This window comes from Streptococcus mitis, assembly GCF_946188685.1.
Classification (GTDB): Bacteria; Bacillota; Bacilli; order Lactobacillales; family Streptococcaceae; genus Streptococcus; species Streptococcus mitis_CC.
The window spans coordinates 270,670-294,566 of sequence record NZ_CAMHWH010000002.1 but is presented as its reverse complement, the minus strand read 5'-3'; the positions used below and the strand labels follow the sequence as shown (position 1 = coordinate 294,566).

At 36.0% G+C, this 23,897-nt stretch carries 15 protein-coding genes and 1 pseudogene; 1 reads left to right on the top strand and 15 read right to left on the bottom strand.

What is annotated here, in order from left to right; genetic code table 11:
* Positions 1–127: 127 nt before the first annotated feature.
* The 12 genes and pseudogenes from N8N51_RS03200 to gyrA form a co-directional block, all read right to left on the bottom strand.
* Entirely contained in the window at positions 128–1,015 is an 888-nt protein-coding gene (locus N8N51_RS03200; protein WP_261103554.1) for an HNH endonuclease, read from the bottom strand.
* Between the two features lie 125 nt (positions 1,016–1,140).
* Positions 1,141–3,279 carry an ATP-binding protein gene (locus N8N51_RS03195; protein ID WP_261033846.1) on the bottom strand — a complete coding sequence of 713 codons (2,139 nt, stop codon included), beginning with the start codon at positions 3,277–3,279 and terminating at the stop codon, positions 1,141–1,143.
* Between the two features lie 169 nt (positions 3,280–3,448).
* Entirely contained in the window at positions 3,449–4,327 is an 879-nt protein-coding gene (gene truB, locus N8N51_RS03190) for a tRNA pseudouridine(55) synthase TruB (protein ID WP_023942607.1), read from the bottom strand.
* Between the two features lie 73 nt (positions 4,328–4,400).
* The gene (locus N8N51_RS03185; RefSeq protein ID WP_023942609.1) at positions 4,401–5,213 is read right to left on the bottom strand and encodes a hypothetical protein; all 813 of its coding nucleotides are present in this window, start codon (positions 5,211–5,213) and stop codon (positions 4,401–4,403) included.
* A 26-nt stretch (positions 5,214–5,239) separates the two neighbouring features.
* Positions 5,240–5,321, bottom strand: a pseudogene (locus tag N8N51_RS10540) (DUF2130 domain-containing protein); the annotation flags it as partial.
* A 21-nt stretch (positions 5,322–5,342) separates the two neighbouring features.
* A complete protein-coding gene (locus N8N51_RS03180) occupies positions 5,343–8,528 on the bottom strand; it encodes an SIR2 family protein (RefSeq protein WP_261103553.1) in 3,186 nt (1,061 codons plus the stop codon).
* A gap of 11 nt (positions 8,529–8,539) precedes the next feature.
* A complete protein-coding gene (locus N8N51_RS03175; RefSeq protein ID WP_261057118.1) occupies positions 8,540–9,814 on the bottom strand; it encodes a DUF2130 domain-containing protein in 1,275 nt (424 codons plus the stop codon).
* A 95-nt stretch (positions 9,815–9,909) separates the two neighbouring features.
* The gene (locus tag N8N51_RS03170) at positions 9,910–11,190 is read right to left on the bottom strand and encodes an O-acetylhomoserine aminocarboxypropyltransferase/cysteine synthase family protein (protein WP_261103552.1); all 1,281 of its coding nucleotides are present in this window, start codon (positions 11,188–11,190) and stop codon (positions 9,910–9,912) included.
* Between the two features lie 147 nt (positions 11,191–11,337).
* Positions 11,338–12,135, bottom strand: a complete 798-nt coding sequence (locus N8N51_RS03165) for a formate/nitrite transporter family protein (RefSeq protein ID WP_023942617.1) — start codon at positions 12,133–12,135, stop codon at positions 11,338–11,340.
* Between the two features lie 291 nt (positions 12,136–12,426).
* On the bottom strand, positions 12,427–13,224 hold the full coding sequence (locus N8N51_RS03160; RefSeq protein WP_049543547.1) for a formate/nitrite transporter family protein: 798 nt from the start codon (positions 13,222–13,224) through the stop codon (positions 12,427–12,429).
* 165 nt (positions 13,225–13,389) lie between these two features.
* Positions 13,390–14,133, bottom strand: coding sequence for a class A sortase (locus tag N8N51_RS03155; protein WP_060628427.1), 744 nt, complete (start codon positions 14,131–14,133; stop codon positions 13,390–13,392).
* Positions 14,133–16,601: a DNA gyrase subunit A gene (gene gyrA, locus N8N51_RS03150; RefSeq protein WP_261037385.1), complete on the bottom strand. Its 2,469-nt coding sequence runs from the start codon at positions 16,599–16,601 to the stop codon at positions 14,133–14,135. Before gyrA ends, N8N51_RS03155 begins: the two co-directional genes overlap by 1 nt.
* A 193-nt stretch (positions 16,602–16,794) precedes the next feature.
* Here gyrA and N8N51_RS03145 point away from each other — a divergent pair, with 193 nt between their 5' ends.
* Positions 16,795–17,781 (top strand): L-lactate dehydrogenase, encoded by a 987-nt coding sequence (locus tag N8N51_RS03145; RefSeq protein ID WP_000204728.1) that lies wholly within the window; start codon positions 16,795–16,797, stop codon positions 17,779–17,781.
* A gap of 317 nt (positions 17,782–18,098) precedes the next feature.
* Here the strand turns inward: N8N51_RS03145 and pyk are convergent, their stop codons facing one another.
* The 3 genes from pyk to N8N51_RS03130 all read right to left on the bottom strand — a co-directional run bounded on the left by pyk (position 18,099) and on the right by N8N51_RS03130 (position 23,853).
* Entirely contained in the window at positions 18,099–19,604 is a 1,506-nt protein-coding gene (pyk, locus tag N8N51_RS03140) for a pyruvate kinase (RefSeq protein WP_060628431.1), read from the bottom strand.
* Between the two features lie 58 nt (positions 19,605–19,662).
* Positions 19,663–20,670 carry a 6-phosphofructokinase gene (gene pfkA / locus N8N51_RS03135; protein ID WP_000820863.1) on the bottom strand — a complete coding sequence of 336 codons (1,008 nt, stop codon included), beginning with the start codon at positions 20,668–20,670 and terminating at the stop codon, positions 19,663–19,665.
* An 81-nt stretch (positions 20,671–20,751) separates the two neighbouring features.
* Entirely contained in the window at positions 20,752–23,853 is a 3,102-nt protein-coding gene (locus N8N51_RS03130) for a DNA polymerase III subunit alpha (RefSeq protein ID WP_261103550.1), read from the bottom strand.
* Positions 23,854–23,897 lie beyond the last annotated feature (44 nt).

Below are 23,897 nucleotides of genomic sequence, written 5' to 3'. Positions count from 1 at the left end.
TTCCACTTTCTATATAGTACTTAACAATTTCCTCTATTAAGCATTTTTTTCTTAACCTATCATCTTTATCTTCATCTTCTTTAAATAATTCAGGAAAATCAATAGAAAGCCCTTGTTTTTTTATCTGTTAGTAATAGAAAATAAGATCTTCTTTGTTATTTTTAACAAACATTTCTAAATCTTTCATTGTTTGTACTTCGTTCATATCATTCTGAAATTCTTGATTTGAAAAAGCAATATATTGAAAAGGCTGACGACGTTTGTTTATCTCCTTGTTTAATTTATAAATAACAGAAATATCATTTTCTATTTTTCTATTTAAATGCTCACATATTAGAAATCCAAAATAATTTTGATCAAACCAATACTCATCGTCAATCTTTTCAAATTCACTATTTTTACTATATGTATCTAATAGATGTTCTATGTATGACTTCAAAATAGATTTTGTTAAAGTTATTGGATTATTTGCTAATATGGTCAAAATTTTTTGAAACTCTAACTTTATTCTATGATTATATGTTTTTTCAATATTATAGTTAGTAATGAAATTTTGAATACGTTTATCCATAGGATTATCTTGATAGTAAAATTTAATATTTGGTTGAAAAATCTCATCTGTATCATTAAAGTTTACCTCAATATAATTCTCAATATCAAACTCTTCAAAGTAAGGATTAATTTCACTTTCTTCCTTTGTGACAGACCTTTTACTATGTTTAGAGGTATTGCACTCCCCACAACATTTGACTAGATTAATTGGTAAAATTGCAAGCCTAGGTTCACCAAGTTTTTGATCATTTTCCTCTTTCTCACTCTTAGGCATAATATGCTCGAGTGTTACTTTAGTTGAAAACACTCCTTCACAAATAGGACAAATTGCTTGATTATAGGTATTTTTTACAACTGCGAATTTTTGAAATAGGCCTTTTGAGGATGGTCGCACATACGTACCATACCATTTTGAATCAATATCACACTGTGATTGAATTAGATCAACATCTAATTCATACAATGAACCTATACTAGCTTTACTTTCATATTCTTTATCTAATTCTGTTAAAAAATTACGAAGCTCATCCTTATCGACAGTATCTGGTAATACAACTATAACGTCCTCTATAGATGGATATTCTTTAGCTACTCTTTTGATAAGACTTCACCCGCTTTCTCTATCTCCTCTTTCACTTCAAGATACTTCAGAAAAGCTTCATCACCTAGATATTGAATGTCTTTATCTGATAACAAGTTAACATCTTCTAAATCCTCTTGATTTGTTTCTTTGATTTTTTCAAAAATAACATATCTAAGGTCATTAAAGAAACTGTTATAACCTGTTTGTTGCAATGCCAAACCATATATGTTCTTGTATAGAGTATCTAAATTTTGACCATAGGTTTTGTAATTAGTATTTTTTAATTCGTGATTAGAATCTAACCTGTAGACATTACAATGAGGAATTTCTTGAATGATTACTGGAGAATGTGTAGCAATCAAACAAAAAGCTTTATTATTGTTCACTATCTCTGAAACAGCTCTAATGAATGCTTTAACCATAGGTGGATGCATGAACGTTTCTGGTTCATCAAAAATTACTAAACTTCCTTGATTAATACTTGAAACAAGCTTCGTAATATATAAAAGAATAGTTGCTTGCCCTGAACTTAAATTGTCTATTTTTTCTAGATCTTCTTTTATTATATCTCTATCTAAAAAAGCAATTTTGATATCTTCTACCCAAGTTTCAAATTCAAAGAACTCTATAGCTGACTTCCACTGAGTTAATTTCTTATTAGAAGCAACTAAGTCAAATAACAGACTCTGTATGTAGTAGGAAAAACTTTCTTTAATGCTTATTTCTGCTTCAAATCCTTGTTTTAGTTTATTATCAGAATCAAGATACTTTCTAGATTTCTCATGTAGATACATCTTAACATCAGTCAATAGTGACGCTTCTGCTTTCTTGACTACTTCTGGAATAGGAGGATGTTTTACGGAAACAAATCCTACTTTCTCATAAATAATTTCATCATCTGAATCTCTTTCTTTATCAGCAACCTCTATACTTTTGCCATCTCTATTAAAATGAATAATATTGTCAAATGGGCTTAATGAAAAGTGAAGTATCTGCGAAAACTTATTGTCTCCTTCTAAATGTTCCTTTATTATGTGATTGATTTTATAGGATTTTCCACTACCATTTCCACCAACCACTGCAAAAACATTCATTGGTAATTCTGACATTCTATTTTTTATGAAATGTAGTTTCCCTTTATCTACACCATCTTCTTTAAAACTATAGTTTATAGAGTCTACCCTATCATCTACTACCTCCTTTATATTTGAGTGAGTTAATTTTTCATCCTTCGAATAATATACCTTAGAATCAGTATATCCAAAAACAGTTAATGGATGAAATACTTCCTTTATTTCTTTTATAGTAGTTGTTCTTAAAAATGAATTATACAAAAAACTATGAAACTTACCATTTGGCGGATTAAAAGCAAGAGTTCCCTCTTCTAAATCTGACTCTAATAAGTATTTTTTAGCAAACGTATCCAATACACTTATGTTATATGCGAGATCTCTTGATCGATTATACCATTTTTGACGACTTTCATAAGAAAGATATTTTTTTAAAAATTCATAGTACGCCCCTTCTCCCAAGGAACAAAAATTCTCATTTGGATATTTTCCTTTGCCACTTTTTAAATAATTCTTAGTAACGTCATTATTTGGATTAACTCGTAGCTCAAAAGTTTGTTCCCAAATCGTAAGATTTAAAATCATCTGATATCCATAATCGTCCCACTTATTAGGTTCTAGGCATATCTGATCTACAAAATCATCAAAACTTAGCGAAATAATTCCCTGCAATGTCTCTAAGTATTTCTCACTATTCTTTTCAACTTTTATAAAATGGCATGTAAAAAAGTCTTGTTCAATAGTAAAGTAACTTTGTCCAATATGGTTTTCAAATTCTTCAATTTTATTATCTTTTGTAATTTCAATATTTCCTGTTTTTGGAGGAGCTGTCAGTTCTGTGATAACAAAATAATCTCTTAAATCAGACTTCCAATCTATCGTTGAATCAGAAAAGTTACTTATAATTAAAAATCTTTTTTTAGTTTGTTTTGAAAATTTAGATTTTAACTCTTCAAAATCATATTGAACCAATATCCGAAAATACTTGTTTCTAGAAAAGCTCTTTCTATTCTTTCCCCAATCAATCTCCGAGTAATCACTTCTAATTTTTTCAATAATTTCACTTACACTCATTTTTAAGAAATTCCTTTCAGTTTATTACTGTTATTATATCAAAATAAAAACACAATGTCCTAGCTTTGGATGTATTCGCTTTCAACTTTTTCCCTCTTCGATACTGATATTAATACTTAGTAATAACTTACCCAAATCTATTAATGAGGACTTAAAAAGACAGCAATGACTAGCTAAAAACCTTTCTTGGCTTGTAAAGATTGTCCCGTTTTTCTAGAATGGCTAGCAATTTATCATCTTCAAAGGCAGCTAATTCTTGTTCTGTTTGGTCGAGCTCGATAAAACGACCAAAGCGCACTTCTGTAGCCTCTTCTTGAGTTAGGGAAACTTTGACAAGGTCGCCTGTCCCAATCTCGAGCGGATATAGAAAATCGACTTGTCCTCTTTCAACTTTTTCAGCAATTTCTTCCAAAGTAAGAGCATCCTCAAGTTGCAAACCTGCTGCACTAGTCCGTGTCAGATGTGACATATGAGCCGCATAACCAAGCTTCTCACCTAAATCAACCGATAAGGTACGGATGTAAGTCCCCTTGCTACATTTTACACGAAAAGTAAAGCGTGCAAGATGACCCTCATAAGAAATCGGACTTGTCCGCTCAAATTGATAAATGGTCACCTGACGTTCTGGACGTTCCACTTCCTGACCAGCACGCGCATACTCATAGAGCTTACGACCATTGACCTTAACAGCCGAATACATAGGTGGAATCTGAGTAATAGGCCCAGTCAAGCTAGCAATCGCTCCATCGACAATTTTTTCATCCAGGGGCGACAAAACAGGTGTCTCTGCGACCACTTCCCCACTAGCATCCTCAGTCGTCGTGGAATAACCCAGAGTGATTTCCCCCTCATAGACCTTACCCTCGTCCTGCATAAACTCGACCATGCGGGTCGCCTTGCCAACCGCAATGGGCAAAACACCCACCACATCCGGATCCAAGGTTCCACCATGACCGATTTTCTTGGTTCCCAAAATCTTACGCAGCTTAAAAACCGCATCATGCGAGGTCATCCCCGCTTCTTTTTTTAAGTTGATAATACCGTTCATTTTTGCTTTCTAATTCCCTTTTCACTTTACATCAACATATTCTATCTTAGACAGATTTTAAAACTATATCAGCTCATTTTTCTAAATACTTCCTAGCTTCCTGCACATAGAAAAGCTCTGAGTTTTCATGTGCTATGCTTTCAAACAAACTACGAGCACGAGCCTCATCTCCTTTTAGCTGGGCATTGAGAGCGCCGTAATAAGAAAACATGATTCGAGCTAGCTTACTTTCTGGCTCAGTAATGTCAAAGTAGTCGTTTGATATTTTATTGCAATAGATATCAACAATAGCCTTTAAACTCAAAATTTCTTCCTGATATTTAAAAATTTTTGATTGAAAGTTACTTGTTAGACCTTCAATTTCTACCATTAATTCTTGCAATTCTAAACAATCATTCAAATGAACCAAGTTTAGGATGCTATAATACTTGATATTAAAAACATAGTACAGATTTTGGGATTTTTTTAGATTACTATTTTTTATTTTATTCAGCAATTCTAAACTATCTTGGAATAGTCCTCTATAAAAGGATACTTTTGCATTTGCCAAATATTTGGGAAGAATCTGAACATTTCTATTTAAAGAATTTGCATCAGCTCTAGCAACTATATCCTGATACTTTGCTAAATTGATATCTTGAGATAAAATATCAATTAAAACTTTATCAAGTAATAGTTTAGATAGAAGAATAAACAATATAAGAAGGACAAGAAATATTGTTAATACCTTTGTGTAAGTGGTCGATGAATGGTTAAAAATATAGACATAAGCAATTACTGTTGAAAACACTAAAAAATACAGCAAATATTTAAATATAATTTTAAGAAAAATTAATTCAATTTTATCAGCTGACCATGTTCTAATAATTTCTATAGTTCTTTTCATATAACACTCCTGTTTTTAAGATAATCTCACTCCCCCTTCAATGCTTCAAACTTCGCTTTCATGGTTGGATTTTTACGGGTCAATTTTTACTGAGGCGTCGTCTACCTTTTATTCTCTTTTTTACAAATTTTAATTAACTATAATTCTTTGTAATTCCTCAATCTCTGGAGGAGGACAATTGTTCTGTTTTTGAATATGTTGTAATACATTTCGTCTTTCATCTAAAGATAATAATGGGAGTATACTTTTGATGCCATCTAGATAGAAAATATCATTCTCTATCTTATCAGTCTCCACTAATTTCAGAAACATTTTTTTCAACAAATCAAAATTGTTAAGTTCTTCATGATTTAATTTATAATTCATTCCTCGTAAAGATAATTTCTGATTATAAGTTGTTACATAATCACTTAATTCCTCTATGAATAAAGCAAATCTATTTTCTTTAAGATTTTCATTATATAATAAATAAAAAATTGTCACCAGATAGTTCGCACTTGAGTCAGATTTGAATAATGCTCGCAACCATTCTTTAGAATATCTAAATTCATAGTCTTCTGTAAAAATGATATTTATCATTTGACTATAGTTATTCTTTGATATAGAAAACGAATCAATAGTTGGATCTACCCTCTCTAAAGCAACTAGATAAACTTTATAAAGAATTTGATTGTCCTCAATTTTTTTGTATAGAATATCCCTTACTACATCTGTGAAAACATCCGCAGCTTCGACAGTAATTGTAGAATGATAATACGCAAATCCTAAAAAGGTGTTGTAAGTTACATTGATTCTGTTTGGATTGTATTCATTTAATAAAATACCTTGAGCAAACTCCCTATAATCGGTATCTATTACTGAATTTATTATTTGAATAATTACATCTCTATAACCTAAATGATTTATAAATAATGATATTAAACATTGAAAATATGATCCCATTTCACTATTTATAAAATGAAGTATATCTAATTGTTTATTATCACCTTTTGGTGTTGAGAGTTCATTCACATTGATACTAAGTAATTTTTCAAAAATATCTATATCTGTATTTTGTTGTTTTATATGATATTCAAAAAATTTCCGATCGTTAGAATCAAAACTTTCTTTGTTAAATCTTTTTAAATATTTTTCTCTAACAATATTTCTCAAATTTTCTTCTATTTCAGGAGAACTGATAATTTTTACATATAATCTCTTATATTTTGGATATAAGTCATCTATATGATTTTTCAATAAATCAGAAACCTTTTTAGATATTTCATTTGATTCTTTTAAAACAGTAATCAAGAAATTTTCCGTTTCATTTATCGTCTTTTCTTCCAAAAATGAAGAACCTCTTTGTTTCATTTCGGCGTTGACTAATATCTCTAATACTCTAGATTCATCGTACTCTACAAGATTTTCTTGAGTTAAATATGAAAATTGTGAAACACAACCTTCTTCTAGTGAAGATATCCAATTTCTATAAGGTTCTTTTGGTATTTCAATATTTTTTTCTCTAATAATACTTCTGTGTTCTTTGATAAAAGTGTTTAATTCCTCTCCAAAGTGAATATTTGAAAAATCAATTTTATCAATTAACCTCTTGATAAATTCTAAATCCAAATTAATTTCATTATCCAATTGAACAAGCAATTTTTGAATTAATATAGTACTTATTAAGTCTTCAGAATCACTTTCTAAAAACTCTTCCTCTTCAATAAATAATTTTTTGGACTTTAGAAGATCATAAAGAAATTTAACAACATCATACTCTTTTAATTGATACTCTATAGAGTAGTAATTATAACTTGAAAATTCTGGATTATTTAGTATGGAGATTAATTTATTAACACATTCGTAATTTAAGTTAACTTCTACTTCACTATCTTCCTCTATATATAAATCACGATTTTGCTGTTCAAAAGTACTTACTAGCCAGTAACCCAAAAGAGTTTTATCTTTATTAAAGTTAGAATTAACGATATATCCCTCTTTGGATATAATTTCTCTCAGTTCATTAAGCTTATTATTATTTGTAAAACTAGAAATTTTATTATCTATCGCATAATTATAGACAAAGAATACATCATCTATAAAGTAATTTTGAGAGCCCTCATAAATTATTTTATAAATCACATCCCACTCATTATCACTTAACTTTTCAATATTCTTAACAATAAACTTCCAAAATGCAAGGACAAAATTTTTTTTAATTACTGTTAGAGTTTCACCCCGAAGCAGAGCATTTAACATTAGCTGATCTAGTTGATTATTATCATTTTCAATAACCTTATCTAAAACAGAGCTTAGATACTTAAAATCATTAGAAATACTATCTAGATTTTTATTATACTCTTCTTGATTTATAGAAGGATTCAAAAGATTGTTCCACTGATTATAAAAATCATGTATGCCCAATTTTTCATTAATATCAGCAACTAATTTTTTTACAAAAAGAGGTAATTTCTCAAATTCATCTCCGTACCAAATAATCTGAGTATGGTTTTCTGAGCTAAAAAATCCTTCAACAACACCTCTATAATGTTCATCAGCTCTCTGATTACCTGTGTTCTCTGACTTCATCAAGGCATAGTTCTTACTATCTTTACAAAGTAAAGATAAAATTTCATCTTCTTCAAGACCTGCTCCAATAAATAAAACAGTAGGTTTTGTCTCTTTAAACCATGTTACTAGATTTTCAAAATTTTCCCTATTTTTTAAATAGGTTTTTGAATAATCTGCGGATGAACTTACAAAATACTTTACATCACAATCTGGTGTTCCATGGATATGTAGAACATCACCAAATTGTAGCTTCCCTTTCTTGTTCTTAGTAAATTCATTGAGATCATTAATAGTAACTACAGAATTTTTTAAACGTTTAATATGATTTTCAATTTCATAGTCGTAGTTAGAAGTAATAAATATTGCATTTAAACTCGCTAAAGATTCTACTGTTTGGTTAACTATTGAATATGGTAGCAGATTTTTAAAATATCCTTTTTCAAAATCTAGTCGTCGCTTTTCAAAATCTTCACCAAAAACTTTTTTTAATTCATAGTTTACTAGATCCACTTTACGTTTATTACTAATACTAGATTTGCTAATTAAATCAAAAACTACGTGATGTTCTCTTCCAAGCCTTTTTTCACCACTTACCGATAAAACTTGTCCTTGCCAATACTTAATAAGATGTTCAATATAATTGTTCCAATTAGGATAACCTTGAGCAATTGAAACCCCTGCGCCAATAAAAATTACTAAGTTTAACTTTTTTATAGCCTCGGTTACATCATCTATCAAATTTTCATAATTAAGATCATCTTCCATAACTTATTTCCTCACTCCCCCTTCAATGCTTCAAACTTCGCTTTCATGGTTGGATTTTTACGTGTCAATTTCTTGACAGAGACATCTTCCAGCTTATTATTAGCCAGACGGAGTTGGTTTTCAGATGTTGTTAGGAACTTTTTAACCTCTTCCATCCGTTTTATGGCCTTATCGATTTCATCGATTGCTTTACCAAAGTTGGTTGAAGCAGAGTTGTAGTTCTTGGCAAAGGCTAGTTTAAAGGCATCCAAGTCTTCTTCAAAATGCGTAATGTCAATATTTTGTTCGCGAACCAAGGCCAACTCCTGCTTGTATTTTAGAGAATTAAGCGCCGCATTTCTCAAGAGCCCAATTAACTGGATAAAGAACTGAGGACGGACCACATACATCTTTTCATACTCGTGACTGACGTCAACAATCCCTGTGTTAAAGTAGTCGTTATCGGCCTCAAGCATGGTCACCAACACGGCATATTCACAGTTCTTCTCCCGACGGTCCTTGTCCAATTCCTTGTAAAAATCCGCGTTCTTGTGCTTCTTCTCTGTTCCATCCGCTTCGTTTTTCATCTCAAACATGATGGAAATGATTTCGACTCCATTTTCATCACTCTCACGGAAGATAAAGTCGCCTTTGGAACCACGCGCAGAGACCTTGTTATCCTTCTCAAAGTAGGCATTTGGAAAGGCAAAACTGCGTACCTTGTTAAACTCACTCTCTGCATAGTGTTCCAGACTTTCCCCGATAGCTTTTGTAGACTGCTGTGCCTTGAAATTCTTATAAAATTCGACTTGTTCACTGGCTGCTTTAAGCTGGGCTTCATAGTTTTGCTTAACTGAAGCAAGAGAAAGCTCGTTTTCCTTTTCTTGCAGTAGGAGCTGATTTTTGACCTGATCCCGTTCTTTTTCTAGGTCAGAAAGGGTCTTTTGCAGTTGATTTTCATGCTCTAAACGCAAGGTCGCCAATTGGTTTTCCAAGGCCTGTACTTCCTTGTCCTTAGCCAATAAGGCCTGATGGCTTATCTGTTCAACCTCTTTCTTGGCCAATTCTTTTTCTGTATCAAAGTTTTGGATTTGATTCTGCAATTGAGCAATTTCTTGGTCTTTTTGAGCTAGTTTAGACTGTTGTTCATTCATGACCTTTTGCTCAGCCAAGGCCAGTTCCTGCTTCATCCGATCGTGCAATTCCTTATCAAACTCTGCTGTTCTCACTTGGGACAAAAGTTCGGCATACTGACTTTCATTTACTGTAAAGACTTCCCCACAGTTGGGGCATTTGATTTCGTTCATAACTTTCCTCTTTCTAGATTTCTGTATCCATTATATCATGCCTGAGGGAAAATCAAAAACAGTGAGTCGAAACCCACTGTTTATCTTCTTTTTCTTTAAATTTTTTCCAAGGCCAAGCGCAAATCTTCGATCAAATCATCTACATTTTCAAGTCCGATAGACAAACGGATTTGGTTTGGTGTGATACCTGCTGCTTCAAGGTCTTTTTCTGACAATTGACCGTGAGTGGTTGTTGCTGGATGGACAACTAGAGATTTAGCATCTGCCACGTTTGCTAGGTCAGAGAAGATTTCTAAATGATCAATTACCTTACGTGCTTCTGCCTCCCCACCTTTGACATGGAAGGTAAAGATTGAACCCACACCTTTTGGAAGGTATTTCTCAGCCAAGGCATGGTAAGGACTATCAGCAAGTTTTGGATAATTGACCTTTTCTACCTTAGGATGGTTGACAAGGAAATCAACAATTTTCTCAGCATTTTGCACATGGCGTTCCACCCGAAGTGAAAGAGTTTCAAGTCCTTGGAGCAAGAGAAAGGCATTAAATGGAGACAATGCCGCACCTGTATCACGAAGCAATTGAACACGGACAGCGATAATAAAAGCTGCTGCACCCACATCACGAGTATAACTCAAATTGTGGTAACTTGGGTCTTCGTCAACAAATTGAGGGAATTTCCCTGAAGCCTCCCAGTCAAAACGACCGCTATCGACAATCACTCCACCAATAGTCGTACCATGCCCACCGATAAACTTAGTCGCTGAGTGAATGGCAATATCTACACCGTGAGAAAAGACATTAATCAAGTAAGGAGTTGCAAAGGTATTGTCAGAAACAAGTGGAATCTGATGCTTATGAGCAATCTCAGCCAGTTTTTCCAAGTCAGGAATGTTAATCAAGGGATTGCCCAATGTTTCAATCAGAACAAGTTTGGTATTGTCTTTGATCGCTGCTTCCACTTCCTCCAAATTATCCACATCCACAAAGGTTGTTGTGATACCATATCGAGGAAGGGTTTCTTTCAAGAGATTGAAAGTTCCACCGTAAATAGTTGATGCCGCTACTACATGGTCACCAGCATGGGCAAGCGCCAAAATCGTATAAGTAACCGCGGCCATACCTGATGCTGTTGCAAGAGCTCCAACACCACCTTCAAGAACAGCGATTCTTTCTTCAAAGGCAGCTGTTGTAGGGTTGGTGATGCGAGTATAGATATTCCCTGGTTTTCTCAAGGCAAATAGATCAGCACCTTCCTGCGTGTCATCAAAAACGAAGGATGTTGTTTGATAAATCGGCACTGCACGAGAGTTGGTAGCTGGATCCACAACTTGACCAGCATGTAGTTGCAAAGTTTCAAATTTAAAATCACGAGTCATAAGGCGACCTCCATATAGTTTCATTAAGGATATTGTAGCACCTTAAGGTATAGTTTACCAATATCAGTTTTCTATATTTTGATATAAGAAATAGCTATTACCTTATTTTAAAAATGAAAAAAGCACGACTCAATCGTGCTCATTTTCTTAATCTACATAAGTATCTTCATTTTTATTGAGGAAGGCATATGGAAGACCCATCAAGAGGCCTCCTCCGATAAAGTTTCCAACGAAGGTTACACCCCAGTGACGAAGAATATTTCCAACACCGAAGTTAGCAATTGAATCCGCAGCAACACTGAATTTTACAATCGCAAAAGAAGCAAAGTTCGCAGCGATGTGCTCGTTTGTTAAGAATACAAACATGTAAATCGCTGACAACACAAGCCATAGTTTGGCACCACCATCTTTGACCAAAACAAATGAAAGAATCGCAATATTTACGAAAATATTTGCCAAAATTGCCTCAAGCAAGATTAATTCATTTGAGCGGCCTAACTTCATCTCAACAACCCCTGAGATGAAACTATCGTGAGTCAGATGTGCATAGGCTGCCGAATGAGCAAAGCCCCAACCTGCTATCAAGGCCCCAATAAGGTTGAACAAGGTACAGTAAAGTAAAATCTCAGCTGTTTTTCTCCAAGAGATTTTTTTCAAGAAACTACCAGCAGTCAAGAACATCATGTTTGATGTTACCAACTCGGCATTCAAGAAAACAATGTAGGCCAATCCCCAAGCAAAGACAAAGGGGAATAGGAAACGTCCACTACCTGGTGCAATTTTATTAATCAAGTCAGCCCCAACTGCACCAGCAGCTGTACTGAAGGTTAAAAATGCACCTGCAAACATGGAACGAATCGCATACTTAAATTTGCTTTGACTATAAAGACTTTCCTTCTTCTTGCAAGCAAATTCAATCTTTGAGATAAATTCTGAAGAAACCATAATAAACTCCTAAAACTTTTATTTGTGATAATTATAACATAAAATAGATATAATGAAAAGCCTTTCCTAATTGCATTTTTAATAAATTTATAAATCCAGCAATCGTTTACATTGTTTTAATAATAAGCTTTTAGAAGTTTTAGTTATTAGAATATTGAGGTTATATGGAATAACTTTTATTCCATTTAATATATTTTATTTTTACAATTTAAAAACGATTTTCTCTGCAAGCCTATTTTGTAAAAGAAAAAGAGAGAATCATTCTGATTCTCCCTGATACACTAACTCTTCTTAATCAACATATGTATCTTCATTCTTATTTAGAAAGGCATACGGTAAACCAATCAGAAGACCTCCACCTATAAAGTTAGCAATAAAGGTTACACCCCAATGTCGAAGGATATTTGGAAGATCAAAGTGAGGTACTTGATCAGCAATCATGCTGAATTTCATAATACTAAAGGAAGCAAAATTGGCAGCGATGTGCTCATTGGACAAGAAGACAAACATGGAAATAGCTGATAAAATAATCCATAGTTTGGCAGTACCATCTTTGACTAGTATAGATGAAAGAATGGCAATATTTACAAATACATTGGCAAGAATTCCCTCAAGCAGGACTAAATCACTTGGACGCGCCAATTTCTTGGCTACAAGCTTAGGAAGGAAACTATCATGGGTCAAATGCGAAAAGGCTGACGAGTTGGCAAAGGCCCATCCAGCTACCAAGGCACCAATGAGATTAAACAAAGTACAATAGAGTAAAATAATCATTGCCTTTTTCCAATCAATCTTTTTCAAAAATGCGCCTGCTGTTAAATACATCATATTGGAAGTTACCAATTCCGCATTTAGGAAGACAATATAAACCAGCCCCCAAGCAAAAACAAATGGGAACAGGAAATACCCACTACTTGGAACAATACTATTAAGTAAATCTGCACCAATAGCCCCGGCAGCTGTACTGAAGGTTAAAAAAGCACCTGCAAACATAGAACGAATTGCATACTTTAACTTACTTTGCTTGAAAAGACTTTCTTTCTTGTGGCAATAATAATCAATCTTCGAAATAAACTCTGACGAACTCATAAACGTCTCCTATTTTTTTATATTTAGTATTATAACACAAAATATTAAAATAGGTAATTGTTTTTAAAAATGATAATATTTGTATTGATTTAACATTACATAATATGTTTATAAAGCAATATAAAAAGAACCAGTAAAACTAAATGTTTACTGATTCTTTAACTATTAATAGCGCTGTTTATATGGCTGATTGAAAGCTGTTAGAATTTCTTCAGGTGTTTGTGAATAATCTTTTGTATCTTTCAAGTCACCTTTTACGATAATACGTTCTGTCGCATCATAGTCTACACATGTTACAAGTGTGATTTCATCAACACCACTACGATCATCAATCTCATCGACGCGATCTGGTGTCACATGCTTCACTTCTCGAATTTCATAGGTATAAACTTTATCCTTATCAGTTAGATAAATTTTCATCCCATTTTTAGCGCGTGCCAGTGGAGAAAAGAGCATTTGACTGGCATTTTCTGCTGTAAAGATGTGGTGGCTCGCAAGTGAATAGTTTCCTTTCCCCATCACTTGGTCACGCTTCATTGTACCAGCTCCATAGAAGAGATTGACATTATCAAGCCCCTTAAAAATAGGCAAGTTAATTTCTACCTCAGGGACAGCAATTCCACCGATAACTGGCAATTTTTGCGAATCCCATTGTGAGGATAAGACAGCTTCTGACGAGATGGCTTTTACGGAATCAAAGTCAAAATTGCCTTCTGTATCTTGATTTTCTTCCAATTTTTCTTTTGATACTTGGCTGACTTGGTATTTATTGGTATTCCAAACCATGAACATATCACGAATTTTTGAATTGAAAATCAAAGCCACTGACAAGAGGATTAAAAACCCTGCCAAAATATTGATTAATAAATTTTTACGGTTTGTTTTCTTTTTGTTCTTTTTATGAGACATTATGCTTCACCTTCTGTTTCGTTTCCTGTCCCAACTTCTTCTTTTTCTGCAGCTGCTACCGTTGTAAAGGTCACAATTTTAGCATCCTGATCCAAGCGCATCACTTTAACTCCCATAGTTGAGCGACCTGTTTGTGAAATATTGGCAACGTTGGTTCGAATCATGACACCTGTATCAGTGATAATCATCAAATCTTCATCGCCTTTTACTGTCATAAGACCAGCAAGGGAACCATTCTTTTCCGTAATTTTAGCAGTTTGCATCCCTTTACCACCACGACCTTTAGTTGGATATTCAGTAGCGACTGTACGCTTACCATATCCTTTTTCAGTAATGATAAGAACCTCATCTTGATCAGTAATAACACTAGCCCCAACTACTGTATCTCCCTCACGGAGATTAACACCTTTCACACCTGTGGCGATACGACTCATGCCACGAACGGCTGATTGATTAAAACGAACTGCATAACCAAACTTGGTACCAATGATAATATCCGTATCTTCTTCTGTCAATAAGACATTAATTAGCTCATCTTCATCTTTAAGATTCAGTGCTTTAAGTCCATTTTGACGAATGTTAGCAAATTCCTTAACGCTGGTTCTCTTCACAATACCATGACGAGTTGTGAAGAAGAGATAAGCGTCATCGCTGCGTTCAGATTCAACATTGATGATGGTTTGAATACTTTCGCCTTCATCCAATTTCAAAAGATTAACAATCGGCAAACCCTTAGCTGTACGGCCGTACTCAGGAATTTCATAGCCTTTCAGACGATAGACACGTCCTTTATTTGTAAAGAAGAGTAGGTGATCATGGGTGCTAGTCGACACTAACTCACGAACAAAATCGTCATCCTTGACACCAGTTCCTTGAACACCACGTCCACCACGTTTTTGAACGGTAAACTCAGCTTGGTCCAGACGTTTGATGTAACCTTTGTTTGACAGTGTAATTAAGACATCCGATTCTTCAATCAGGTCCTCATCTTCGAGGCTTAAGACTTCACCGACCATCAATTCAGTACGACGTTGGTCGCCAAACTTACGCTTAACTTCGTCTAATTCATCTTTGATGATTTGAGAAACACGTTCTGGCTTAGCAAGAATATCCGCCAAATCCGCAATCAGAGCCAAGAGGTCATCATACTCAGACTGAATCTTATCGCGTTCCAAACCTGTCAAACGACGAAGACGCATATCAAGGATGGCCTGACTTTGACGTTCAGAAAGATTAAACTTACTCATCAACTCAGCTTGTGCTTCCGCATCCGTTTCACTAGCACGAATGATACGAATCACTTCATCGATATGGTCTAGTGCGATCAAGAGGCCTTCTAAAATATGAGCACGTGCTTCCGCTTTTTCCTTATCAAAACGTGTACGACGAACAACCACTTCTTTTTGGTGCTCGATATAAGCATCCAAAATCTGACGAAGAGACAAAATCTTCGGTACCCCATTTTGAATCGCCAACATATTAAAACCAAAGTTAGTTTGCATCTGGGTCATCTTGAAAAGATTGTTGAGGATAACATTGGCTGAGGCATCGCGCTTAACTTCGATAACAAATCGAACCCCTTCGCGGTTTGACTCATCACGTACCGCCGTAATACCTTCGATTCGTTTTTCTTGAACCAAACGAACAATATGCTCATGCACCTTTGTTTTATTGACCATATAAGGAAATTCTGTTACAACAATGCGCTCACGGCCAGTCTTAGTTTCTTCAATTTCAGTGCGAGAACGAAGGACAATCGATCCTTTACCTGTTTCATAAGCCTTATGAATACCTGATTTCCCCATAACAAGAGCACCAGTTGGAAAATCTGGCCCAGGTAAGACTTCCATCAAGTCCTTAGTGGTCACTTCAGGATTGTCCATAACTAACTTCACTGCATCAATGGTTTCACCCAAGTTATGAGGTGGAATATTAGTTGCCATCCCAACAGCAATACCAGTCGCTCCATTAACCAAAAGATTTGGAAAGCGCGCTGGCAATACCAAGGGTTCACGTTCGTTCGCGTCATAGTTATCAACGAAATCAACTGTATTTTTATTGATATCACGAAGCATTTCCAGAGCAATCTTACTCATGCGTGCCTCTGTATAACGCTGGGCAGCAGCACCATCACCATCCATGGAACCAAAGTTCCCATGACCATCTACAAGCATGTAACGGTAACTCCACCATTGAGCCATACGAACCATGGCTTCATAGATAGAGGAATCCCCGTGTGGGTGATATTTACCCATGACATCCCCTGTAATACGAGCAGATTTTTTATGGGGTTTGTCTGGAGTAACACCCAGTTCATTCATTCCATAGAGAATCCGACGGTGAACAGGTTTCAAGCCATCTCGAACATCAGGAAGGGCCCGCGCTACGATAACACTCATGGCGTAGTCGATAAAGCTCGTCTTCATCTCCTTTGTCAGATTGACATTCACTAAATTTCTATCCTGCATTAATAAATGCCTCATTTCACTATTAGTAATTAACTATATTATACCATAATGTCCGCTATATTTCAGGTATCTAAAATCACTAAAACGTTTACATCAAGAACTGAAATGCATATCCGTGACAAAGCTTTTTAAAAGTGATAGAATTAAAATAACTGGGAAATCCCTGAATAAAATTAAGGAGATGTTTAGAATAATGACTTCAACTAAACAACACAAAAAAGTTATCCTTGTCGGTGATGGTGCTGTAGGTTCTTCTTACGCTTTTGCACTTGTTAACCAAGGAATTGCACAAGAGCTTGGAATTATCGAAATTCCACAATTGCATGAAAAAGCTGTTGGTGACGCGCTTGACCTTAGTCACGCCCTTGCCTTCACTTCACCTAAAAAAATCTATGCAGCTCAATACTCTGACTGTGCAGACGCTGACCTTGTTGTGATCACTGCAGGTGCGCCTCAAAAACCAGGTGAAACTCGTCTTGACCTTGTAGGTAAAAACCTTGCTATCAACAAATCAATCGTAACTCAAGTTGTTGAATCAGGTTTCAAAGGTATCTTCCTTGTTGCTGCTAACCCAGTTGACGTTTTGACTTACTCAACTTGGAAATTCTCTGGTTTCCCTAAAGAACGCGTTATCGGTTCAGGTACTTCACTTGACTCAGCTCGTTTCCGTCAAGCACTTGCTGAAAAATTGGATGTAGATGCTCGTTCAGTTCACGCTTACATCATGGGTGAACACGGTGACTCTGAGTTCGCTGTTTGGTCACACGCAAACATCGCTGGTGTAAACCTTGAAGAATTCCTTAAAGACACTCAAAATGTTCAAGAAGCTGAATTGATTGAATTGTTCGAAGGTGTTCGTGATGCAGCCTACACAATCATCAACAAAAAAGGTGCAACATACTACGGTATCGCAGTAGCCCTTGCTCGTATCACTAAAGCAATCCTTGACGACGAAAACGCAGTACTTCCACTTTCAGTATTCCAAGAAGGTCAATACGGAGTTAAGAATGTCTTTATCGGTCAACCAGCTGTTGTTGGTGCACATGGTATCGTTCGTCCAGTAAACATTCCATTGAACGACGCAGAAACTCAAAAAATGCAAGCATCTGCTAAAGAATTGCAAGCTATCATTGACGAAGCATGGAAAAACCCAGAATTCCAAGCAGCTTCAAAAAACTAATTTAGATAGAAATAACTCCTTGACTCATCAGGGAGTTATTTTTTATCTCTATCTTAACTAAACATTTTATGAAGTTTATGTAAAAAACAACATAACTTTAAAAGCTATCATGTCACAGTTTGGGCATAAATCCGAAAAACCACCAATTAGATCTATACTCACGTTACAAAAGGTCTGGAGCAAGCAGTACTTGATGCACTTGATTCCGTCGTATTAAATCGAAAGTAAAAAGTTTGCCCCCTTTTTTGCCCCCTGGTAAAAAAAAGACCTATCATACAGGCTAGAAAGCTTGATGTGATAGGCTTTTTTCATTTTAATTAACGTACTGTACGGATACGCATTGTGTTTGTACGTACAGCTTCTCCAAGTGGTACACCAGCTACGATAACGATATCATCACCAGATTGTACAAGACCTGCTTCAACTGCTTTACGTTCAGCAATTTCAAACATATCGTCAGTTGATGATGGAGCATCTGTCAACATTGGGATAACACCCCAGTTCAACATCAATCCACGTTCTGTCAATTCGTCGAATGTCAATGCCAAGATATCAGCATTTGGACGGTATTTAGAGATCAAACGTGCAGTGTGACCTGTCTTAGTAAGAGTTACAACCAATTTAATGTCCATTGAGTTAGTAGCATCTTTAACAGCTGAAGCCATTACTTCTGTCTTAGAGTTACGTTCAAATGAATCTGAGTTCAAGCGACCGTATTCGTTAAGAAGAGTTTGAGCGTTCTTGTCGATTGTAGCCATTGTAGTTACTGACTCAAGTGGGTATTTACCATTTGCAGACTCACCTGAAAGCATTGTTGCGTCAGTTCCGTCGATAACAGCGTTGAATACGTCTGATACTTCTGAACGAGTTGCACGTGGTTTTTCAGTCATTGTTTCAAGCATGTTTGTTGCAGTAATAACAACTTTACCTGCAGCATTAACTTTCTTGATGATCATTTTTTGGTAAACTGGAACCATTTCGAATGGTACTTCGATACCCATGTCACCACGAGCAATCATGATACCATCAGCAGCTTCGATGATTTCATCCAAATTGTCGATACCTTGCTGGTTTTCGATTTTAGCGAACAATTGAACATGTCCATTTCCAGTTTCTTCACAGATTGCACGAACTTCGTTCACATCTTTTGCAGTACGTACGAATGAAATAGCGATGAAGTTGATACCTTGTTCAAGACCAAAGCGGATATCATCGTTATCACGTTCAGCAAGTGCTGGGAAAGGAATTTTAGTGTTAGGGATGTTAACACCTTTTTGTTTAGCAATTACGCCATCGTTTTCAACTTCAACTTCAAATTCACGAGTCGCATCATCTTTAGCAACAACGAGAAGACCAAGTTTACCATCGTCAACCAAAACTTGACGACCAACTTCAACATCATCATAGATATCAAGAGCACCAGCAACGTTCAATGCGATTACATCACGAGTTGATTTGATTCCTTGCTTAGTAGCAACACGAATTTTTTCACCAGTTGTGTAAGAGTACTCTTTTGCATCTCCTTCAAACAATTCAGTACGGATTTCTGGTCCTTTTGTATCAAGAAGGAAACCAACTTTTTTACCTGCAAGTTTTTCAGCAAGTTTAACAGTTGCCATACGGTCACCTTGTTCTTGGTGGTCACCGTGTGAGAAGTTGAAACGGAATGTGTTAGCACCAGCTTCAATCAATTTAGCAATGTTTTTAGCTGAAGCTTCAACATCAAGTTTTTCGCCCCAGTATCCGTCATCACCGAATTTTTTACCACCACGGATTTCTACCGCAGGTCCCAAAGTTGCAACGATTTTTACACGTTTGTTCATGATTTTTGTGACTCCTTTATATATATGACCTTTTTGGTCTTATTAACTAAATTATAAATTATGACAAGCTCTTATTCAAGCTAGATAGCTCAAGGTCAGCCTTGTGTGGGTTGTTAACCACAATCTTACCATCTGCAGTAAGGCTAAACAATGCTCCTTCTTCTGCAGTTCCAAGAATTGGGTTTTCAACCATTTTCTCGTTACGGATACCAACCGCAACACCACCGATACCTTCTTTAAGAAGTTTAACAGCATGTGCACCCATACGTGATGCCAAAACACGGTCACGCGCAGTTGGAGAACCACCACGTTGAATATGTCCAAGTTCTGTCACACGAAGGTCACTTGTGTCTCCAGCTTCTTTTAGTTTTTGACCAAATTCAGCCGCTGACATCACACCTTCAGCCAAGACGATGATATTGTGTTTTTTACCACACTCATAACCACATTTAATGCTTTCTACGATATCTTCAATCTTGAATCCTTCTTCAGGAATGATGATTTCATCAGCACCAGTTGCAATACCAGCCCAAAGAGCGATATCACCAGCGTTACGTCCCATAACTTCGATAACAAATGTACGACGGTGACTTGATGATGTATCACGAATCTTATCGATAGCGTCCATAGCAGTCGTAACTGCTGTGTCAAAACCGATTGTAAAGTCAGTACCAACGATATCGTTATCGATTGTACCTGGAAGACCGATAGCTGGGAAGCCATGCTCAGTCAAACGCATAGCACCGTGGTAAGATCCGTCACCACCAATAACAACTACACCTTCAATCCCGTGTTTTTTCAATTGCTCAATCCCTTTAAGTTGCCCTTCAAGTTGAGCGAACTCTGGGTAGCGAGCTGAGTGAAGGAAAGTACCACCACGAGAAATGATGTCCCCTACTGAAGCTGCATCTAGGGGATGAATTTCACCGGCAACCATACCAGCATATCCATCATAGATACCAAACACTTCCATTCCTTCTGAAATTGCTTGACGAACAACTGCACGGATGGCAGCGTTCATACCAGGGGCGTCTCCACCACTAGTCAAAACAGCAATACGTTTCATATTGGTTATGCTCCTTTTTCTTTTAACATTCTTACTGATTATACCACATTTACGTTGAAAATTCTTCTATTTTCCGTAATTTTAGCGATAAATCGTTTTCATAACTATTCCATTCAATTTCGCTTCTAATTCATCAGATTTAGCTACAAAATGGTTGGGAGAAACAATCGTTTTCTGTTCCTCTTCATACCTGATAATGACTGGGATTGGGCCTTTATACTGGTCTAAAATACATGACATTTCTTGATCCGAGTCATGATTTTTCACCTGAATCCAAAAGCGCTCAGCAACTGCTTCTCTTATTTCTTGTGCAATCATTTGCAGACGACCGTCACGTGATTGGATTTTTCCTTTTATATAGTAGAAGGCTCCTTCTCTTACTTCCTGTCCAACCTGTCGATATAAATCTGAAAAGAGAGTAACATCCAATTTTTTCTTACTGTCATCCACCTGTAAGAAAGCCATATTTTCACCTTTTTTGGTACGAATTACTTTTATCTTCTGAACCTCAACCAAGATAATAGCATAGCTATTTTCTGACAAATTACTAATAGGAGTAATCGGATAAATAGCCTTACTTGCAATAGCTTGTAAAGGATGTTTGCTCACTCCTACTCCTAGAAGCTCTTGTTCCATGTAGAATTTTTCTTGCTCCGACCAGTCCTCCGAATCTTGCCAACTATAAATGCTCTCTCCAAATAAGCTTCCTAATACTTTCACAAATTCAAATAGATTAGCTAAATTATTGAATACTTTTTGACGATTTTTTTCAAATGAATCGAAAAGACCAACTTTTACCAAAGGTTCCAGCAAGGGAAGTTTCAAATAATTTTCAGGTAGTTTAGCTAAAAAATCTTCAATATTAGAATAAGGTCTATGTTCAATAATCCAAAGCGCCAAATCCTTGCTGAGCCCCTTAATCGATTTCAAACCTAGATAGATAGACTTGTTGGCAATTTTATCGTGATAGGGAATAGTATTGATGGACAATGGGGCTACTTCAAAACCTGCTTCTAAGGCATCTGTTACATAATCACTGTTGGCAGAATTCAACATAATCTGATAAAAGATAGCTGGATAATGTGTTTTAAAATAAGCCAACTGGAAGGCCAAGGCTGAGTAGGCGTAGGCGTGTGACCTGTTAAATCCATAACCTGCAAACTTCTCCATAACATCAAAAACCTGCTCTGCTTTTTCCGCAGTATGACCAGCTTCTATGGAGCCTTGAATAAAGGAAGTCCTCATCTCATGCATAGCAGAGGCATCCTTTTTACCCATAGCTCGACGCAAAATATCGGCCTTCCCAAGACTAAATCCAGCAAATCGCTGAGCAACCTGCATAACCTGCTCCTGATAGAGCATAATGCCGTAGGTTGGAGCCAAAATATCCTCCAGCACTGGATCCAGAACCGTCACTTCTTCTTGCCCATGCTTTCTAGCTACAAAATTATTGATATAATCACTAGCACCTGGTCGATTTAGGGAAGTAGTTGCTACGACATCTTCAAAACAGACTGGCTGCACACGTTTGAGCAGGCGAATAGCACCAGGTTGTTCAAATTGAAAGATACCTTTTGTATTACCAGAAGCAAAAAGAGCTAACGTTTCTTTGTCTTCCAAATCAATTTCTTCTATTTTTATATGAATACCTTCTGTTTCAGTAAGCAACTCTTGCATCTTCTGGACAAAGGTCAAATTTCGTAGCCCCAGAAAATCCATCTTCAAAAGTCCACTCGCTTCGACTCCATGAGCATCATATTGAGTCAGTGGAATTTCGTCACCATGCTTTAGAGGGATGTAATTGGTCAAATCTTGGTCACTGATTACAACACCAGCTGCATGGACAGAGGTTTGTCTTGGATATCCCTCAATCTTGCAGGCAATTTCAAAAGCTTTTTGGTATTCTAACTTACTATTGATTTGCTGACGAAACTGGATGTTACCCTCATAAGCCGACTGGAGATTATCACGAAAACTGATTTTCTTGGTAATTGCAGATAATTCATACTCAGGAACACCAAAGCGTTTCAAGACATCTCGTAGAGCTTGCTTGGCTCCAAATGTTGAAAAAGTAACGATTTGAGCAGCATGTTTACTACCATATTTATTGCCAACATACCTGATAAAATCTGGACGATAAATATCAGGAATATCGATATCAATATCAGGCATGGTATAGCGTTCACGATTGAGAAAGCGTTCAAAAATCAGATTTTTCTCTACTGGATCAATCCGTGTAATGTCTAAAGCATAGGAAACCAAGCTACCAACTGCGGAACCCCGTCCCATTCCCATATAATAGCCATTCGAACGTCCAAAACGCAACAAATCCCAGACAACCAAGAAATAATCATCAAAGCCCATATCATGAATAACAGCCAATTCTTGGTCTAGACGGTCTTGATATTCTTTACTAGTCAACTCCTTCTGAGCAAGCCCAAGCTCAGCGCGTTCTCTCAACTCTTCTACTGCTGGTCTAGCTGGGTTAAAACGAGGCAGTTTCAAACTAGTATCCAAGTCATAAGAAATACCTGAAATAAGCTTTTCTAAGTTTTCCAAGGTTTGAGGAAAACGTTCTTGGAATAGTTTCTCTAAAGAACTTGCTGATATAAAAACATCTTGTCTCGAACGCAAGGGAACTTCTCTGAGCGGTATATTTTCTTTAATCGCTGTTAGTACTTGAAGAACTTCTCTATCCTTACTTTCAAATGTATTGACCCGATAAAGGGGCAAAATAGGATGATGAAATTCGCTTGCTAGTGTTTCTGGGTAAACCCCTATATAGTAATCACAGCCTAGATTTAACAACTCAAGTTCTTCAAAATAAGGCACAATTACCGTAATATCCTCTAGATACTGAGATAGAACTGACCAACTTTTCTCCCCCTGCATCTTAGCTGTTGAAAGTTTCATCAACTGCTGATAGCCCACACTAGATAGAGCTAAAAAGCGCAGATTCACATCCTTGTCATCTACAAGCACATTCATTTCAAGCCCTAACAAAGGATGAATTCCATATTTTTTTGTAATCTCTAGAAAGTCAAAAGCCCCATAAAGATTGTCAATATCCATCATAGCCAAATGAGTGTAGCCATAGTCTTTTGCTACTCTCACATACTTGTTGATTGAAATGACACTCTCCATAAAACTATAGACTGTTTTTGTATCTAGTTGTGCGATCAATTTACACTTCTCCTCTATCGTTCTCACTATATTATACCATTTTC